The following is a 16,047-nucleotide window of genomic DNA, read 5'->3' on the forward strand; positions in this document are numbered from 1 at the left end:
CGCCCGGCCCGCATCCTCGCCCCGCTGGACGCCGAGAAGCGCGCGATGATGGTCCGGATCGTCGAGGGCTATTGCGAGCACGGACGGGAATACCGGAAGGCCGAAGCCGGCCGGGGGTAAGCGCGGGGCGCGCACGAACCCCGCCGCGGCCACCGATTGCCCGGCTTCGGTGCTGTCCAAGGTGCGCGCATCCCCTCGCCCCGCCTGCGCGGAGAGGGCTTTGCCGACCTCGTCGTCGGCAAAGCGGGGCGGCAGCCGACGTTGAGGGGGCGCGAACGGAAGAGGCTCCTCCGTCCGCACCCCCTCACCCTCGCTTCGGTTTCGCCTCAGCTTCCCGCCTGCACGACGAGGTGCAGTCGGGCCTCTCCTCGCCCACGGGGAGAGGGGGAACCCGTGCTTGGTTCGGCTTCCTAAGCCGCCGAGTTCTCAGACGACCGCCCCTCTTCCGCGGAGGAACGTCATCACAGATGGCACCGCACCGTCATTCCGGGGCGCCGAAGGCGAGCCCGGAATCCAGAACCGCCGACGCTGGGAAGTCCGGCTCGACTAGCGTGTCCGGATCCCGGGCTCCGCCGCGCGGCCCCGGGAGGATGTGGTGCTGCCAGTGGGTGTTCGACGAGCAAGTCGCCATCTGCGATCGCCCTGCCGGCAGAGGAGGGAGGGAAGGGCCAGTGCCGATACCCTCAGCTCCTCAAAGCCGCTCGGTCACGAAGCGCTCGGCGGCCGGGTCGTCGCCGAGGCGGCGGCTCTCGGACTGGAGCGTCGGCACCACCGCGTCGGCGCCCTCGGCGACGACGTAGTTGAGGTCGAGCCCCTCGCGGATGAAGCCGTGGGCGCGCATGTGGTCGAACAGGGTGAGCAGCGGCTTCCAGAACCCGTTCACCTCGACGAGCAGGATCGGCTTGCGGTGCCGGCCGAGCTGCGCCCAGGTGAGTTGCTCCACCAGCTCCTCCAGGGTGCCGATGCCGCCGGGGAGCGCCACGAAGGCGTCCGAGCGCTCGAACATCAGGCGCTTGCGGGTGTGCATGTCGCCGACCACGATCGTCTCCTGGATGGAGTCGAGCATGTGCTCGCGCGACTTCAGGAAGTCGGGGATGATGCCGGTGACGCGCCCGCCCCCGGCCAGCACCGCGCGGGCGACCGTGCCCATCAGGCCGACGTCGCCGCCGCCGTAGACGAGGTCGAGCCCGGCGGCCGCGAGCGCGGCGCCGAGCGTCTCCGCCGCCTGCCGGAACGCCGGGTCCCCGCCGAAGCCGGAGCCGCAATAGACACAGACCGTCTTCACCGGCGCCATCCGGCCTCCTTCATCCAAGGTCGTCATGTATCAAGGGTCGTCGTCATGAGCCGCCGGTCCGGGCCTCTGATCGGCAGACCGCCCGCGGGCAGGGGCGAAATCGGTGCCAAACTGCTGATCGCGACGGGAATTCGTCGGCGCGTCGGCGCGGCGGCTTGGTCTCCCGGACATGTACGGTAAGATGGGCGGGACAGTCGACGGTTTTTCGCGAAAACGGGTCTCGAAAGTCCCGGCGGCCGGGCACGGTGTCGACGGGGGATGGAGCGCCATGACGGCGGAGTTGCGGCGCGGCGTGTTTCTGGCGGTCCTGGGCCTGTTCATCGGGCTCGGGCTGGTGGCGGCCCTTTTCGGCGGGCTCGACGCGTGGAAGCCCGCGCGCCTGGCCGGCACCGACCCGGCGCCCGGCGCGGTGGGCGCCCTGGCGCCGGATGCCGGCATGGGCAACGGCGAGGACAAGCCCGGCGCGGCGGCGCCCGCGGCCGAGCCGGCCCCCCGGGCCGACGCCCCGGCCGCGCTCAAGTTCGATATCGTCCGCGTCGAGCCCAACGGCGAGTCGGTGGTGGCCGGACGCGGCGCGCCGGACACCGTCGTGGAGCTCCTGGTCGACGGCAAGGCGGTGGCCAAGGCGCTGGCCGACCCCAACGGGCAGTTCGCGATCGTGCCGCCGGCCCTGCCCGCGGGCAACAGCGAGATCGTGCTGCGCTCGACCACGGCCGAGGGCCGCGAGACCCGCTCGGCGGACAGCGTCGCGGTGGCGGTCTCGCCCTCGCGCACCGAGAAGCCGCTGGTGGCGCTGATCGCGCCGGACAAGCCGACGGTGGTGCTTTCGCAGCCCGACGCGCCGACCGCGCAAGGGTCGCCGGCCGGGCCGGGTCAGGCGTCGCCGGGTAAGGATGTCGCGAGCAAGGGCGTCGCGAGTAAGGACGTGGCGGGCAAGGCGGTGCCGGGCCAGGCGGTGCCGGGCCAAGTCGCACCCGGCAAAGTCTCGTCCGGCAAGGACGGCGCCGGAAGCGGCGCGGCGCCGGGCAAGGCGGCGACGGCCGCGAAGACGACGCCGGACACATCCGCGACGAACGCCCCCGTCAAGATCGTCAGCGTGGACGCGCAGGAGGGCGGGCGGCTGTTCGTCACCAGCCAGGCCTCGCCCGGGGCGACGGTGCGGCTCTACCTCAACGACACGCTGATCGCGCCGGCCAGCGTCGGGGCCGACGGCAAGGTCACCTTCACGATCGGCCGCGGCGTGAAGCCGGGCGACTACATGGTGCGGGTCGACCAGGTCGACGCGGTCTCGGGCAAGGTGCGCGGCCGCGCCGAGGTGCCGTTCTCGGTGCCGGAACCGGCCCGCGTCGCCGCGAACGCCGCGCCGACCAGACCTGCGCCGGACAAGCCCGCGCCCGTCGGCTCCGCGCCCGCCAAGCCGGCGCCTGAAACGCACGCCGAGGCCCGCGTCTCCACCACGCCGGCTGCCCCGTCGGCGGCTTCGGCCGCGCGCTCCGCTGCGCCCGAGGCGCCGACAGTAGCGCGCCCGGCGGCGCCGGCCCAGCCGCCCGCGCCGGGAGCCGTCGCGCGGACGCCCGCCGCGATCGAGCCGCCACGGCCCGACGCCGCGGCGGGCGTGTTCGTCGCCGAAGTGAACACGGCCAAGATCATCCGCGGCGACAGCCTGTGGCAGATCAGCCGCCGCACCTACGGCGCCGGCGACCGCTACACGGTGATCTACGACGCCAACCAGCAGCAGATCCGCAACCCGGACCTGATCTACCCCGGCCAGATCTTCGTGCTGCCGGGCGAGGGTAAGGACAAGGCCGGCAAGAACGGCTGACGGTCCGCCGCGCTTCCCCTTCCCCAGAGAGGGGGAGGGAAGGGCGCGATCCATCCACGCCGCGCCGCCCCGCGGTCGCGGCGGGTGTGCCGGGCGGGCGGCGGGTCTATATGGCGGGCGACGCACCTCCCGGACCCTTTCGCATGACACCCACCCCCGAGCCGGCGCCCGAAGCGCGCCCGGGCCTCGTCGCCACCTATCGCCGGCTGTGGCCCTACCTGTGGCCCTACGGCCGGCCGGACCTGCAGCGGCGGGTCTTCCTGGCGTTCGGGCTGCTGCTGGTGGCCAAGCTCGTGACGATGGTCACGCCCTTCACCTTCAAGTGGATCACCGACGCGCTGGTGGCCGCGGTCGGCGGCAAGGAGGGCACGCTCCCCACCGGTATCTTCGCGGCGCCGATGGCGTTGATCGCGATCTACGGCGCCTCGCGCATCCTGATGGCGGGGCTGACGCAGGCGCGCGACGGGCTGTTCGCCAAGGTGGCGATGCACGCGGTGCGGCGCCTGGCGCTGAAGACCTTCCAGCACATGCACCAGCTCAGCTTGCGCTTCCACCTCGAGCGCAAGACCGGCGGGCTGACGCGGGTGCTGGAGCGCGGGCGCTCGGGCATCGAGGAGCTGTCGCGCCTGATGGTTCTGACGCTGGTGCCGACCATCGTCGAGTTCGCGCTGGTGCTCGGCGTGCTGGCCTACGAGTTCGACTGGACCTACTCGGCCGTCGTGTTCGTGATGGTCGCGGCCTATCTCGGCTTCACCTACAAGGCGACCGAGTGGCGGATCGCGATCCGCCGCCGCATGAACGAGTCCGACACCGACGCCAACAGCAAGTCGGTCGACTCGCTGCTGAACTACGAGACCGTGAAGTATTTCGGCGCGGAGACCCGCGAGACCCAGCGCTTCGACGGCGCGATGGCGAAGTACGAAAAGGCCTCGACGCAGACCTACGTGTCGCTGGCCGTGCTCAACGCCGGCCAGGCGCTGATCTTCACCCTCGGCATGACCGCGGTGATGTGGCTCGCCGCCCGCGACATCCTGGCCGGGCGCACCACCATCGGCGGGTTCGTGCTCGCCAACACCATGCTGGTCCAGCTCTCGATGCCGCTGAACTTCATGGGCATGATCTACCGCGAGATCAAACAGGCGCTCATCGACATCGACGACATGTTCCGCATCCTCCACCGCAACCCGGAGATCGCGGACCGTCCGAACGCGCCGGCCCTCGTCCCCGGCCCGGCCGAGGTGCGCTTCGAGGACGTGCACTTCGCCTACAACCCGGACCGGCCGATCCTGCGCGGCGTCTCCTTCGCGGTGCCGTCGGGCAAGACGGTGGCGATCGTCGGCCCCTCGGGCGCCGGCAAGTCGACGCTCTCGCGCCTTCTGTTCCGGTTCTACGAGCCGCAAGCCGGCCGCATCACCATCGACGGGCAGGACATCGCCGCCATCCGCCAGGACTCTTTACGCGCGGCGATCGGGATGGTGCCGCAGGACACGGTGCTGTTCAACGACACGATCGGCTACAACATCCGCTACGGCCGCTGGGAGGCGACCGAGGCCGAGGTGCGGGAGGCCGCGCGCCTCGCCCAGATCGACCGCTTCATCGAATCCCTGCCGGAGGGCTACGACACCCCCGTCGGCGAGCGCGGCCTAAAACTGTCGGGCGGCGAGAAGCAGCGCGTCGCCATCGCCCGCACCATCCTGAAGGGGCCGCCGATCCTCGTCCTCGACGAGGCCACCTCGGCCCTCGACAGCTTCACCGAATCGCAGATCCAGGACGCCCTGGACCGCATCGCCCGCGGCCGCACCACCCTCGTCATCGCCCACCGCCTCTCGACGGTGGTCGACGCCGACCAGATCCTGGTCCTCGACAAGGGCGTCATCGTCGAGCGCGGCACCCACGCCGCGCTGCTCGACCAGGACGGGGTCTACGCCGCGCTCTGGAACCGGCAGCGCGAGGCGGATGCCGCGCGGGCGGCGTTGCGCCGGGCTGAGGAGGAGGCGGAGCGGGTGCGGGTTGAGGTGCGTGGGGTTCGGGGGAAGGTAATGGTGGCGGAATAAAGTGCTGAGCCGAGGTATCGTCTTGGCTGGTAGATGCCTCTCAACTCCGGCACTGGCAAAATTTCCATTAGGGTGTAGAAAACTCTCTAAGCGATAGGAAATCTCGTTGCATCTATTCAACGGGGCGTAGTACGACTTTCCTTATTAGGGAGGTCGCGATAGCGATTTTGGAGTACCACGCACTCAATGTTAGCGCTCATCCCCACGTAAAGGGGATCTACAGAGAGCTTTTTGAGCGTGTCGCAGGACGTCGGATCAATTATTTTGGTGAAAAGACAGCAGCTATAACCAAACCTTCTGCGTCATCAAATGGCGTATTCTGGGGAAGTATATATTCCTGGACTGAAATTGATCCGAATGAGCGGATCATTGATACCTTGTTGATGCAAGAGCCGGACGAAGAGCAAAAAGCTAAGATTAGTATTCCGGCGAATACTGGTTTCCACTGGCAAAGATTTAATTACGTCTTTCGTGAAAAAGATCATATTCTGGTTTTTGAATCTCGGAATGATGAGGGGCGTACTCTTGCCCCTTCCAGCGCTGAGCGTTTGTTTAGGGCACTTTTCGATGAAAAAACTCTTGGCGCTCTTCGTTTCGAACTCACTAAGCCAGCCTACGTTGAGGTGGACCTACTAGTCGATTCTTCAGCGTTAGAGAAAATATATGCCATAAAAAATCTTAGAAAACTTGAGATACTTGTGAGCGTGCCAAATTCTGACGACAACACTGAAGACGCTGATGCAATAATCGAGCGGCTTGAAAAAATAAGAGCAAGTCGCCAACTCACAGTCTATACCGCCTCAAGTGCACACAAAGGCTTGAAGGCCGATGATCAAATAAAAGCTCAGGGCGAAGCCTCACTACGGCATGGCTACTCAAGGGGAGAAGGTAGGGATGGAGAGGAAAAGATTTCCATTTCGACCAAGCAGTACCCCCAAAAGCAGACTGCTCGGATCGACTCTCAGTCTACCACGGTGGATACAGCGATCGGCGTCGCTCGCGACTGGTTGGCTCCATTTCCCAGCACTTAAGCCAATAAAGTTATACTGGGAGGCTTATGGAGGATGGTCTGAGTTTTTAAAATCAATTTATTTATGGCTAGCGTTTGCGTTCACAGTTGTAACCTATCCGGTTTGGATCAAGCTAGATAACGATGGTAATCGAGTCTGGGCATCCATGCCTACTAGTATCTTACCAAACCTGCTCGGGTTTTCGATGGGTGGGATGGCAATTATGCTCGCATTCGCTGGCTCAAAAATTTTTACTTATCTGAGCGAAGAAGGTAAGAAACAATCATATTTCGTCAAAATTGTCGCCTCATTTTACCATTTTATATTAGTTCAAACGCTTGCGATTTTTATGGGAATTTTCTGTCAAGCCTATGCCTGGGTAGGATTCAACTTTTTGGGATATTGGGCTATGTGTTACGCGTTGCTAGTTGCGCCTGCCACCGCGGCTCAATTATTTAATACTGCACGAATTGTAAATACTGCGGCGTCGATTGGAAAAAATGACGCGGAGTGAATTATAAATAACCCAGTAACAATTGCATATAATGGCGACCTTCAGAAATAAATCTGATTTTGATATCTCTGAGCTAATTTTTCGAAATCGACAAAATACAGATTAGAAATTGATCTTGACAAAAGTCCTATAACATGCCTATAACCCCATCACGCGCTGCACGGCGCCGGGGCTGCGTTTCGTCCCGGTGCCGCCGTCAGGAGCCGGCCCGGTGATCGACGGGGCGGTCGGCAGCGTGGCGGCTCCCGGGTCGTCGGTCGGTCAGCCGGCGGCGCGGGCATCGTGGGGCAGGGACACAGAGCGGCGGGTTCACCCGCGTGCCGTGGCCCGGAGTGACCGGACCCGCATGGCGGGGCTGGGCTCGTGCTCGCGCGGGAAGGCTTAGGCGCGACCGACCGCTCACGCGGACGCGGACGCGGAAGCGTGACAGGCGTTCGAGGCTTTGGCCTCCTGCCCCGCGTTGTGTGGCTACGATCGAACCAGCCGCGACGCCAAATCGGCGCCGACGCCCGCGTTCCGGGCCCGGCACCGCGGGACGCCGGGGAACCGGCTAATCGCGCATCATCACAGGGTTCCGCGGCGTCCCGCGTCTCCTGTTTCGTGATGTCCGGGCCATGCCGCCGGCGGAGGGTTTCCGCGTGGGGTTGTTTTGGCGTGTCTGGAGGGACGCGCATCCCCTCGCCCCGCCTGCGGGGAGAGGGCTTTGACGACCGCGTCGTCGGCCAAGCGAGGCGGCAGCCGAGGGTGAGGGGGCGCGAACGGACGAGCCTCCTCCGGTCGCGCCCCCTCACCGTCGCTTCGGCTTCGCCTTCGCTTCCCGGCCGCACGACGGGGTGCCGCCGGGCCTCTCCCCGCACGCGGGGAGAGGGGGGCGTCCGATCCGTTGCACCGCGCGACGGCGCGCGAGGTTGACCTTCGCGCCCCGGGCTGCCATCGCGCGGGTCAAAATCCCGTTTGGCCCCGCCCCGTCGAAAGACCGCATGAACGACCTTCTCCTGACGATCCGCCGGACGCTCGTCCCGATCCACAAGGAGGGCTACCCCTTCATCGTGATCGGGATCGTGCTCACGGTGCTGGCCGGCACGTTCTCGCAGTTCTTCGGCTGGGTGTTCCTGATCCTCACCCTGTGGGTGTGCTACTTCTTCCGCGACCCCGAGCGGGTGACGCCGGTGGCCGACGGCCTCGTGGTGTCGCCGGCCGACGGGCGCGTGAACCTGATCTCCACCGTGCTGCCGCCGCCCGAGCTCGACCTGCCGCCGGTGCCGATGACCCGCGTCTCGGTGTTCATGAACGTGTTCGACTGCCACGTGAACCGCGTGCCGGTGACGGGCAGGATCGGCCAGATCCACTACACGCCGGGGCTGTTCCTCAACGCCGAGCTCGACAAGGCGAGCGAGGACAACGAGCGCAACGGAATGGTGATGGAGACCCTGCACGGCGGCCAGCCGGTGCGGATCGGCGTGGTGCAGATCGCGGGCCTGGTGGCGCGGCGCATCGTCGGCTTCGTCTCGGCCGGCGACCAGCTCTCGGTGGGCGAGCGCTTCGGGCTGATCCGGTTCGGGTCGCGGGTGGACGTGTACCTCCCCGTCGGCACCCGCGTGCTGGTGGGCCTCGGCCAGAAGGCGGTGGCCGGCGAGACCGTGCTCGCCGACCTCGGCGGCGGCCCCGAGCGCAGCTTCCGGCGCATCTGACTTACTCGTGCGGTCGCATTTTCTTCACGCGAACCGGCTTCCACTTCGCTCGAAAATGCTCTCAGGAGGGGCGATGGACGATCTCTTCCCGCCCTTCGAGCCGGACGCGAACGAGCCGCGGCCGCGCCGGTTCAAGCCGGTACCGTTCCGGATGATCGCGCCCAACATGATCACCCTGATGGCGCTCTGCCTCGGGCTGACGGCGATCCGGCTGGCCTTCGAGGGCAAGTTCGAGCCGGCGGTGATCGCGATCATCGCGGCCGCCGTGCTCGACGGCATCGACGGGCGCGTGGCGCGCCTGCTGAAGGGCACCTCGCGCTTCGGGGCGGAACTCGATTCGCTGGCCGACTTCGTCAACTTCGGCTGCGCGCCGGCGCTGATCCTCTACGGCTTCGCGCTCCACAACCTGAAATCGCTCGGCTGGATCGTGGCGCTGATCTTCGCCATCGCCATGGCGCTCCGGCTCGCCCGCTTCAACGCGATGCTCGACGACCCGAACCGCCCGGAATGGAAGAAGGACTACTTCGTCGGCATGCCGGCGCCGGCCGGGGCGATGACGGCGATGCTGCCGCTCTACCTGCACTTCCTCGGCTTCGGCTTCGAGGCCTGGGCCGCGCCGGCGATCCTTGTCTACGTGCTCGGCATCGCGCTGCTGGTGGTCTCCACCGTGCCGACCTTCTCCGGCAAGACCATGGGCAAGCGCGTGCCCCGCGGGCTGGTGCTCCCGATCTTCCTGGCGGGCGTCGCCGCCTTCGGCCTGCTGATCTCGTTCCCGTTCGAATCGCTGGTCGCGATCAGCGCCGCCTACATCGTCGGCCTGCCGTTGGGCGCGGCGCAGTACCGCCGCCGGTCACGCCTCGAGCCGCAGACGCGCCCCGAGAGCGGCGAGGATCCGGCCTCCGCGATCTGAGCGGTGGACAATATTCCTTTCGCCTTGAGGCCGGCGCGCAACTTGCGATAGGTTTTGCCCGCTGAAACGTGAGGGGGGCCGCCGTGCTCGAAGAGTTCAAGAAGTTCGCGCTGCGCGGCAACGTGGTCGACCTCGCCGTCGGCGTGATCATCGGCGCCGCCTTCGGGGCGATCGTGACCTCGGCGGTGCAGGACGTGTTCATGCCGATGATCGGCGCGATCACCGGCGGCCTCGACTTCTCGAACTACTACCTGCCGCTTTCCTCGAAGGTGCAAGCCGGCGCAGCTTATGCCGAGGCGAAGAAGCAGGGCGCGGTGATCGGCTACGGCCAGTTCATCACCGTGGCGATCAACTTCATGATCGTCGCCTTCGTGCTGTTCCTGGTCATCCGCGCGATGAACAAGCTCCAGACCAAGGAAGAGGCCAAGCCCGAGGCGATCGCCGAAGTGCCGGCGGACGTGAAGATCCTGGGCGAGATCCGCGACCTGCTGGCGACGCGCCCCAAGGTTTGAGCGCGGAGGCGGTGTTCAGGCCGCCGGCTTGTCGTCCTCGGGGGTGACGCCGAACGCGTCGAGGATGCGGTCGAGGGCGTGCTCGACGGCGCCGGTGCCTTCCTCGTGGGTCTTCAGCCGGGTCTCGAGGCGCTGCAGCTGCGGCGCGAAGGTCTCATCGGGGGCAGGGTCGTCACCGAGGAAGCGCGGCTTCTCCTGGCCCACCGTCAGCATCGAGCGGAGCTGCTGGCCGAGGTGGTCGCGAACCGGTTCCGGCAGGCCGGCCTTCGCGTCGATGGCGTCGTCGTCCATGGTTTCAGAATTCCCGTTCGCCGTCAGAACCCTAACGGGCGATGCGGCAAAGCGTTGCACGGCAGCGTACCAACGAAAAGGGCCCCGAGGCGTATCGCCCCGGAGCCCTCTCGGATTGGTGGAGGCTGAAAAAGTTAGTCGATCACTTCGACGATGCGGTGGCCGCGATCGACCAGAACCGGGCGGTTGTTGATCACGGTGTAGCGGGTGCCGGCCTGGACGCGGTACTCGTCGGGCACGTCGTAATAGGTCACGCCGTCGCCCGGCAGGGTGGTGCCGACCGCGACGCGGCCGTCGTAATCGTAGGAGCGCACGTTGCGCTCGCGGACGTAGCTGCGGAAGCGCGGCTGCATGTCGACGCCGAGGATGCCGCCGACGGTGCCGGTCGCCGCGCCCACCGCGCCGCCGACGATCCCGCCGATCGGGCCGCCGATGTCGGAGCCGGTCTCGGCGCCGCGCTCGGCCCCGCGGATGGTGCCCTGGGCCTGCGCGGCGAGCGGCAGGGCGAGGACGAGGGCCGAGGCGGCCAGGATGGACTTGAACTGCATGGTAAAACTCCGTGTTCCGATGCCCGCCGCGCCGTTCGACGCTGGGCGAGTCTCGGGCCGGTAACGCACGACCCCCGGAAACGGATGCGTCAAAAAGGACCGGTTCTCACGCGTCTTTTCAAGCGTCCTTGGGCATCGCCGACTGGATGAACCGGTCGGAGCCGAGGTCTTCCTCGTCGTAGCCCAACAGTTCGGCGAGCCGCCCGCGGGCCCGGCTGACGCGGCTCTTCACGGTGCCGACCTTGCAACCCATGATCGTCGCCGCCTCCTCGTAGGAGACGCCCTCGGCGCCCACCAGAACCAGCGCCTCGCGCTGGTCGGGCGGGAGCTTGGCGAGCGCCGTCTGTAGATCCTCGACGTCGAGGCGGTCGCCCTGGTGCGGGGCCGTGGCCAGCCGCGCGGCGTAGGAGCCATCCTGATCCTCGACCTCGCGGACGCGCTTGCGGTGATCCGAGTAGAAGATGTTGCGCAGGATCGTGAACAGCCAGGCGTTCAGGTTGGTGCCGGGCTGGAAGCGGGCGCGGTGCTGCCAGCCCTTCATCAGCGTATCCTGCACGAGGTCGTCCGAGCGCGCCGGGTTCGAGGTCAGCGACAGCGCGAAGGCACGCAGCGACGGGACGGCGGCGAGCAGGCCGTTGCGAAATTCCGGCTCGATCGCCTCGCCGCGGGCCTTGAGCGCCGCCTCGAGCTTCGCGATCAGCTCGGCGAAGCGGCTCGGCAGCTCGGTCTGGCCCAGCGTGTCGTAGGCGCTGCGCAGGTGGTCGCCGAGATGCGAGCGGATGGTGTGCGACAGGTTGGGCCGCGCATCCTTGCCGCCGTTTTCAGACTGGCTCGGAAGAGTGTCGGTCTCGTCGCGGGTCATGATGCGTCGCAATCTACGGTCTTAAAGCGGGCTCGCGGGCGGTCCGGACCCGCGAGGCGGGACGTTCGCGGCTCGCGCCAGCGCCGCTCCGGTCATGGTGTGTGTTTAACCTATCGCAGCCCCGCTTGCACCTTCGCGGACCGTCACATCCGAGTGCATCGGACCTTGCCTCAACAGGGCTTCGGGGCGACCACCACGGTGGCTGCGGCCGGCGCGCCGGGTTTCAGCAGCCGGATCGCGCCGTCGCGCAGGGTGATGACGTCGCCGCGCGCGAGGTCCGTCCAGCACTCGTCGCGGGTCAACGCCTGCGTCGCCACGACGGAGACCACGTCGCGTTCGGTGGTCTCCTGCGCGAAGTCCACGCGCCAGTCCTCGTCGATCAGCGTCGCGGTGCCGAACGGCGCCCGTCGGGTGAGGTAGCAGAGCCGCTTGCCGCAATGGGCGTAGAGGGTCCGGCTGTCGGACAGCAGCATGTTGAAGACGCCGAGCGCGTGAAGCTCCGCACTGAGGTCGGCCACAGCGCGGTCGAGCAGGGCGGGCTTGGGCAGGGCGGAGAAGCGCGCTTGCAGGCGGCCCAGCATCCAGCAGAAGGCGTACTCGCTGTCGGTCGAGCCGATCGGCATGAACCCGCCGAGTGGCAGCTTCTTCACGCCCTTGAGCTGGCCGTTATGCGCGAAGGTCCAGCGCCGGCCCCAAAGCTCGCGCGAGAACGGATGGGTGTTCTCCAGGCTGACGCGGCCGCGGTTGGCCTTGCGCACGTGCCCGATGACGATGCGGCTCTTGATCTTGTAGTCGCGCAGCAGCCGCGCCAACTCGGATTTCGCGCTCGGCTCCGGCTCGTGGAAGCTGCGGCAGCCGCGCCCCTCGTAGAAGCTGATGCCCCAACCGTCCGCATGCGGACCGGTCTCGCCGCCGCGCCGCGCCAGAGCCGCGAACGAGAAGCGGATGTCGGTGGGCACGTTCGCGCTCATGCCGAGCAATTCGCACATCGTCTCGGAAACTTACCTGGTCGGGCGGGGCCTCGGCGCGGATCGTCCGCCGCCCGGAGGTCCGCTCCGGTTTAGGTGCGTTTGCCGCAGCGAACAACCGCGAACCGCGCGCTTGCGTCAGCGGCCGAGGTAATCCGTCAACGTCATGCCGACCATGATCGCGACCCAGAAGAAGCCGAGGCCCGAGAACAGCTTCACCAGCGGCGGCTCGTGGAGCACCTCCATCGAGACGAGGAGGACGACGAGCGCCATCGCGGCGACGACGACGAGCTCGAGCGTCCAGACCTGCTCGAACGGCAGGGTCGCGCCGAGCGTGACGTTGACTGCCAGCAGGCCCATCAGCGCCAGGAAGCTGAGCACCGGCTTGCGCAGTCGCGCCTTCAGCAGAGCGCGGTCGTCGTCCGAAAGGGTCGCGAGCGGATTGCGCATCGGGCTACCGGTTGACGACGTAGAGGATCGGGAAGGCCATGATCCAGATCAGGTCGATGAAGTGCCAGTAGAGGCCGTAGATCTCGATCCAGTTCTGGTGCCGCGACAGGAACCCTGCCTTCGACGCCATCCAGGTCATGCCGAGCAGCAGCGAGATGCCGGTGAGCAGGTGGAGCCCGTGCAGCAGCGTGGCGACGTAATACAGGTTCACGAACAGGCGCGACGCGGGCGACGCGGCCAGCTCGTACGGGCGCGAACCGAGGAACGGCATCATGTGCTCCGTATAGTCGGCGTAGTATTCGTAGCCCTTCAGCACGAGGAACAGGCTGCCCAAAGCCGCGGTCGCCAGCATCGCCCGCACCATCGCCCGCTGCCAGCCGAGCCGCGAGAACTCGATCGCCATCGACATGGTAAGGCTGGAGACGATCAGCACCACCGTGTTGACCGCACCGATCCAGAACTTGAGGTGGCGCGCCGCCTCTTGCGTCGCCTCCGGATGCTGGATCCGCACGATCAGCGCCACGAGGAACAGAGCCGCGAACAACAGCAACTCGGTGATCAGCCAAGCCCAGATCCCGAGCGTGGCGGCGTAGCGCTGCTGGGCTACGGTCTCGAAGTGGTGGGCGCGTTCGGTGCCGACGCCGTCGGCGAGCCGCGCGCTCATCGAAGCTGGCTCATCGGTGCTGCGCCTTCGTTTCCTGCTCCTGGATCGGATAGTCGTAAGGCACCCGCGGCACCACGGGTGGCGACGTGAAATTCAGGGTGGGCGGTGGCGAGGCGGTCTCCCATTCGAGCCCCTTGGCGTCCCAGGGGTTTGCCGGCGCCTTTTTGCCGAACCACAAGGAATAGACGAGGTAGAGCATCGGGAAGATGTACCCCGCAGCCAGGATCGTCGCCCCCGCCGAGGACAAGACGTTGAGCAACTGGAATTCCGGCGGGTAGGTCGCGTAGCGCCGCGGCATGCCGAGGTAGCCGAGGATGAATTGCGGGAAGAACGTGACGTTGAAGCCGAGGAAGATCAGCAGCGCCGAGATCCGCCCCCAGGCCTCGTTGTACATCCGGCCGGTGAACTTCGGCCACCAGAAGTGCAGCCCGCCGAGGAACGCCAGCACCGTGCCGCCGACCATGATGTAGTGGAAGTGGGCGACCACGAAGTAGGTCGCGTGGATGTGCTGGTTGATCGCCAGCGTCGCCAGGTACAGGCCCGTAAGGCCGCCGAGCACGAAAAGGCCGATATAGCCCATCGCGTAGAGCATCGGCGTGTCGAGGCGGAGCTTGCCTTTATGGATCGTCGCGGTCCAGTTGTAGACCTTCACCGCCGAGGGAACGGCGACCGCGAAGGAGAGCGCCGAGAACGCGAGCGAGGCCAGGTCGCTCTGCCCGTTGATGAACATGTGGTGGCCCCAGACGAAGAACGTCACCGAGGCGAGCCCGATCGCGGCGTAGGCGACGAAGCGGTAGCCGAAGAGCTTCTTCTGGGCGAAGGCCGGGACGATCTCCGAGATCACCCCCATGCCCGGCAGGACCATGATGTACACGGCCGGGTGCGAGTAGAACCAGAACAGGTGCTGGAACAGCACCGGGTCGCCGCCGAAGGCCGGATCGAACACCCCGATGTGGAAGGCGCGCTCCATGATCAGCAGGATCAGCGCCGTGGTGATGACCGGCGTCGCCAGCAGGAAGATCAGGCTGGTGGCGTAGTGGGTCCAGACGAAGATCGGCAGCTTGAACCACGTCATGCCGGTCGCCCGCATGGTGTGGATCGTGACGACGAAGTTCAGCCCCGTCAGGATCGACGAGAACCCGACGATCGTCACGCCGATCAGGGCGGGCAGGACCCAACCGTTCGAGAAGGCGGTGGAGAGCGGCGCGTAGAAGGTCCAGCCGGTGTCGATGCCGCCGAGCACCACCGAGACCATGGTGAACAGCGCCCCCGTCATGAAGACGTACCAGCTGGTCAGGTTCAGCTTGGGGAAGGCGAGGTCCTTGGCACCGATCATCAGCGGGATCAGGAAGTTGCCGAAGGTCGCCGGAATCGACGGGATCAGGAAGAACCACACCATCACCACGCCGTGGATGGTGAAGGCCTTGTTGTAGGTGTCGTTGGTCATCACCGCGCCGTTCGGCACGACCAGCGCTAGGCGCACCACGCCGGCGGCGACGGCGCCGACGATGAAGAAGGCGGTGATCGAGGCGAGATAGAGGATCGCGATGCGCTTGTGGTCGGTGGTGAGAAACCACGAGCGCAGGGTCGATTCCGCGTGCAGGTAGTCGGCGGGGCGATCGAGCGTCGCCTCCGGTGCGTGCGGCTCGCGGTTGGCGAGCCCGCTGTCGACGGTGCCCGATGCGCTCATCGCGTGGCCTCTCCGGACGCTGCGTCGCCCACGGTGCGGGTGTTCGATTTCAGGAAGTCGATCAGGCGGCCGAGGTCGTCTTCGGGGATCACGCCGGCGAAGCTCGGCATGATCTGCTTGTAGCCTTCGGCGAGCCGGTTGCCGTTGGGGTTGCGGATCTTCTCGCGAAGGTAGTCCTCGTCGGCCGTGACCGTGCGCCCGTCGGCGAGCCGCACGTCGCGTCCGTAGAGGCCGGCGAGCTTTGGCGCCTTCACGGTCGAGCCTTCGTTGTGGCAGGTGCCGCAGCCGTAGGCGTCGTAGATCGCCTTGCCGGCGGCGACCTTGGATTGCTGGGCGCCGGAATGCGTCAGCCATTCCTGGTAGTCGCCCTGGCTCAGGATCGTCAGGTTGCCGTCCATCGCCGAGTGGTCGGTGCCGCAATATTCCGAGCAGTAGAGGTGAAAGGTGCCGGGCTTGTCGGCCTTGAACCAGAGCTCGGTGTACCTGTCGGGCAAAGCCGCCATCTGCATCCGCAGCGCCGGCAGGTAGAGGGCGTGGATCACGTCCTGGCTGATGATCCGCAGCTTGACCGGCTGACCCATCGGCACGTGCAGGTCGTTGATCTCGGATTGTCCGGTGGGATGCTGGAACTTCCACATCCATTGCCGGCCGATCGCCTCGATCACCATCGCGTCCGGCGGTGGGTTCTTCGACATGACGAAGAGTCGCGCGCCCCAGACGAAGAAGATCAGCGTCAGCAGGAACGGGATCAGCATCCAGCTGATCTC

At 66.6% G+C, this 16,047-nt stretch carries 16 protein-coding genes and 1 pseudogene; 8 read left to right on the forward strand and 9 right to left on the reverse strand.

All coding sequences use genetic code 11. From position 1 onward, the window contains the following. A pseudogene (locus MFF13_RS21660) lies at positions 1-120 on the forward strand (gamma carbonic anhydrase family protein); the annotation flags it as partial. Positions 121-691: 571 nt separating this feature from the next. On the opposite strand, the gene MFF13_RS21665 reads toward MFF13_RS21660, so the two are convergent. Then, positions 692-1,294 carry an LOG family protein gene (locus MFF13_RS21665; RefSeq protein WP_238272912.1) on the reverse strand — a complete coding sequence of 201 codons (603 nt, stop codon included), beginning with the start codon at positions 1,292-1,294 and terminating at the stop codon, positions 692-694. 268 nt (positions 1,295-1,562) lie between these two features. On the opposite strand from MFF13_RS21665, the gene MFF13_RS21670 reads away from it, so the two are divergent. The 7 genes from MFF13_RS21670 (at position 1,563) to mscL (ending at position 9,807) form a co-directional block, all read left to right on the forward strand. Continuing rightward, positions 1,563-3,116, forward strand: coding sequence for a LysM peptidoglycan-binding domain-containing protein (locus tag MFF13_RS21670; protein WP_147764164.1), 1,554 nt, complete (start codon positions 1,563-1,565; stop codon positions 3,114-3,116). A gap of 143 nt (positions 3,117-3,259) precedes the next feature. Then, positions 3,260-5,170, forward strand: coding sequence for an ABCB family ABC transporter ATP-binding protein/permease (locus MFF13_RS21675; RefSeq protein WP_147764165.1), 1,911 nt, complete (start codon positions 3,260-3,262; stop codon positions 5,168-5,170). A gap of 167 nt (positions 5,171-5,337) precedes the next feature. Further along, positions 5,338-6,201 carry a DUF4747 family protein gene (locus MFF13_RS21680; RefSeq protein WP_238272913.1) on the forward strand — a complete coding sequence of 288 codons (864 nt, stop codon included), beginning with the start codon at positions 5,338-5,340 and terminating at the stop codon, positions 6,199-6,201. A gap of 202 nt (positions 6,202-6,403) precedes the next feature. After that, positions 6,404-6,694, forward strand: a complete 291-nt coding sequence (locus MFF13_RS21685) for a hypothetical protein (RefSeq protein WP_238272914.1) — start codon at positions 6,404-6,406, stop codon at positions 6,692-6,694. Positions 6,695-7,674: 980 nt separating this feature from the next. Next, a complete protein-coding gene (locus tag MFF13_RS21690; RefSeq protein ID WP_147764184.1) occupies positions 7,675-8,385 on the forward strand; it encodes a phosphatidylserine decarboxylase in 711 nt (236 codons plus the stop codon). Positions 8,386-8,458: 73 nt separating this feature from the next. Continuing rightward, positions 8,459-9,295: a CDP-diacylglycerol--serine O-phosphatidyltransferase gene (pssA, locus tag MFF13_RS21695; protein WP_147764167.1), complete on the forward strand. Its 837-nt coding sequence runs from the start codon at positions 8,459-8,461 to the stop codon at positions 9,293-9,295. Between the two features lie 83 nt (positions 9,296-9,378). Beyond that, positions 9,379-9,807, forward strand: coding sequence for a large conductance mechanosensitive channel protein MscL (mscL, locus tag MFF13_RS21700; protein WP_147764168.1), 429 nt, complete (start codon positions 9,379-9,381; stop codon positions 9,805-9,807). A 15-nt stretch (positions 9,808-9,822) separates the two neighbouring features. On the opposite strand, the gene MFF13_RS21705 is transcribed toward mscL, so the two are convergent. The 8 genes from MFF13_RS21705 to MFF13_RS21740 form a co-directional block, all read right to left on the reverse strand. Continuing rightward, the gene (locus MFF13_RS21705; RefSeq protein WP_147752841.1) at positions 9,823-10,098 is read right to left on the reverse strand and encodes a hypothetical protein; all 276 of its coding nucleotides are present in this window, start codon (positions 10,096-10,098) and stop codon (positions 9,823-9,825) included. Positions 10,099-10,232: 134 nt separating this feature from the next. Further along, positions 10,233-10,646 (reverse strand): DUF1236 domain-containing protein, encoded by a 414-nt coding sequence (locus MFF13_RS21710; RefSeq protein ID WP_147764169.1) that lies wholly within the window; start codon positions 10,644-10,646, stop codon positions 10,233-10,235. A gap of 118 nt (positions 10,647-10,764) precedes the next feature. Next, entirely contained in the window at positions 10,765-11,508 is a 744-nt protein-coding gene (locus tag MFF13_RS21715) for a NepR family anti-sigma factor (protein WP_147764170.1), read from the reverse strand. 170 nt (positions 11,509-11,678) lie between these two features. After that, the gene (locus MFF13_RS21720) at positions 11,679-12,497 is read right to left on the reverse strand and encodes a class II glutamine amidotransferase (protein ID WP_147764171.1); all 819 of its coding nucleotides are present in this window, start codon (positions 12,495-12,497) and stop codon (positions 11,679-11,681) included. Positions 12,498-12,614: 117 nt separating this feature from the next. After that, positions 12,615-12,926, reverse strand: coding sequence for an oxidase (locus MFF13_RS21725; RefSeq protein WP_147764172.1), 312 nt, complete (start codon positions 12,924-12,926; stop codon positions 12,615-12,617). A gap of 4 nt (positions 12,927-12,930) precedes the next feature. Further along, positions 12,931-13,590, reverse strand: coding sequence for a cytochrome c oxidase subunit 3 (locus MFF13_RS21730; RefSeq protein ID WP_147764173.1), 660 nt, complete (start codon positions 13,588-13,590; stop codon positions 12,931-12,933). A 10-nt stretch (positions 13,591-13,600) separates the two neighbouring features. Next, positions 13,601-15,280, reverse strand: coding sequence for a cytochrome c oxidase subunit I (locus MFF13_RS21735; protein ID WP_147764174.1), 1,680 nt, complete (start codon positions 15,278-15,280; stop codon positions 13,601-13,603). Further along, the coding region (locus MFF13_RS21740; protein WP_238272915.1) for a cytochrome c oxidase subunit II at positions 15,277-16,047 on the reverse strand (771 nt) is incomplete at its 5' end. The genes MFF13_RS21735 and MFF13_RS21740, both read right to left, overlap by 4 nt.

Origin of the sequence: Methylobacterium cerastii, from assembly GCF_022179125.1 — a bacterium.
In the GTDB taxonomy this organism is placed as follows: Bacteria; Pseudomonadota; Alphaproteobacteria; order Rhizobiales; family Beijerinckiaceae; genus Methylobacterium; species Methylobacterium cerastii.

Bases quoted from the DNA above. Each gene is read 5' to 3' on its own strand.
- MFF13_RS21665 (WP_238272912.1), bottom strand. From the start codon at position 1,294: ATGGCGCCGGTGAAGACGGTCTGTGTCTATTGCGGCTCCGGCTTCGGC.
- MFF13_RS21670 (WP_147764164.1), top strand. From the start codon at position 1,563: ATGACGGCGGAGTTGCGGCGCGGCGTGTTTCTGGCGGTCCTGGGCCTG.
- MFF13_RS21675 (WP_147764165.1), top strand. From the start codon at position 3,260: ATGACACCCACCCCCGAGCCGGCGCCCGAAGCGCGCCCGGGCCTCGTC.
- MFF13_RS21685 (WP_238272914.1), top strand. From the start codon at position 6,404: ATGCTCGCATTCGCTGGCTCAAAAATTTTTACTTATCTGAGCGAAGAA.
- MFF13_RS21690 (WP_147764184.1), top strand. From the start codon at position 7,675: ATGAACGACCTTCTCCTGACGATCCGCCGGACGCTCGTCCCGATCCAC.
- pssA (WP_147764167.1), top strand. From the start codon at position 8,459: ATGGACGATCTCTTCCCGCCCTTCGAGCCGGACGCGAACGAGCCGCGG.
- MFF13_RS21705 (WP_147752841.1), bottom strand. From the start codon at position 10,098: ATGGACGACGACGCCATCGACGCGAAGGCCGGCCTGCCGGAACCGGTT.
- MFF13_RS21710 (WP_147764169.1), bottom strand. From the start codon at position 10,646: ATGCAGTTCAAGTCCATCCTGGCCGCCTCGGCCCTCGTCCTCGCCCTG.
- MFF13_RS21715 (WP_147764170.1), bottom strand. From the start codon at position 11,508: ATGACCCGCGACGAGACCGACACTCTTCCGAGCCAGTCTGAAAACGGC.
- MFF13_RS21720 (WP_147764171.1), bottom strand. From the start codon at position 12,497: ATGTGCGAATTGCTCGGCATGAGCGCGAACGTGCCCACCGACATCCGC.
- MFF13_RS21725 (WP_147764172.1), bottom strand. From the start codon at position 12,926: ATGCGCAATCCGCTCGCGACCCTTTCGGACGACGACCGCGCTCTGCTG.
- MFF13_RS21730 (WP_147764173.1), bottom strand. From the start codon at position 13,590: ATGAGCGCGCGGCTCGCCGACGGCGTCGGCACCGAACGCGCCCACCAC.
- MFF13_RS21735 (WP_147764174.1), bottom strand. From the start codon at position 15,280: ATGAGCGCATCGGGCACCGTCGACAGCGGGCTCGCCAACCGCGAGCCG.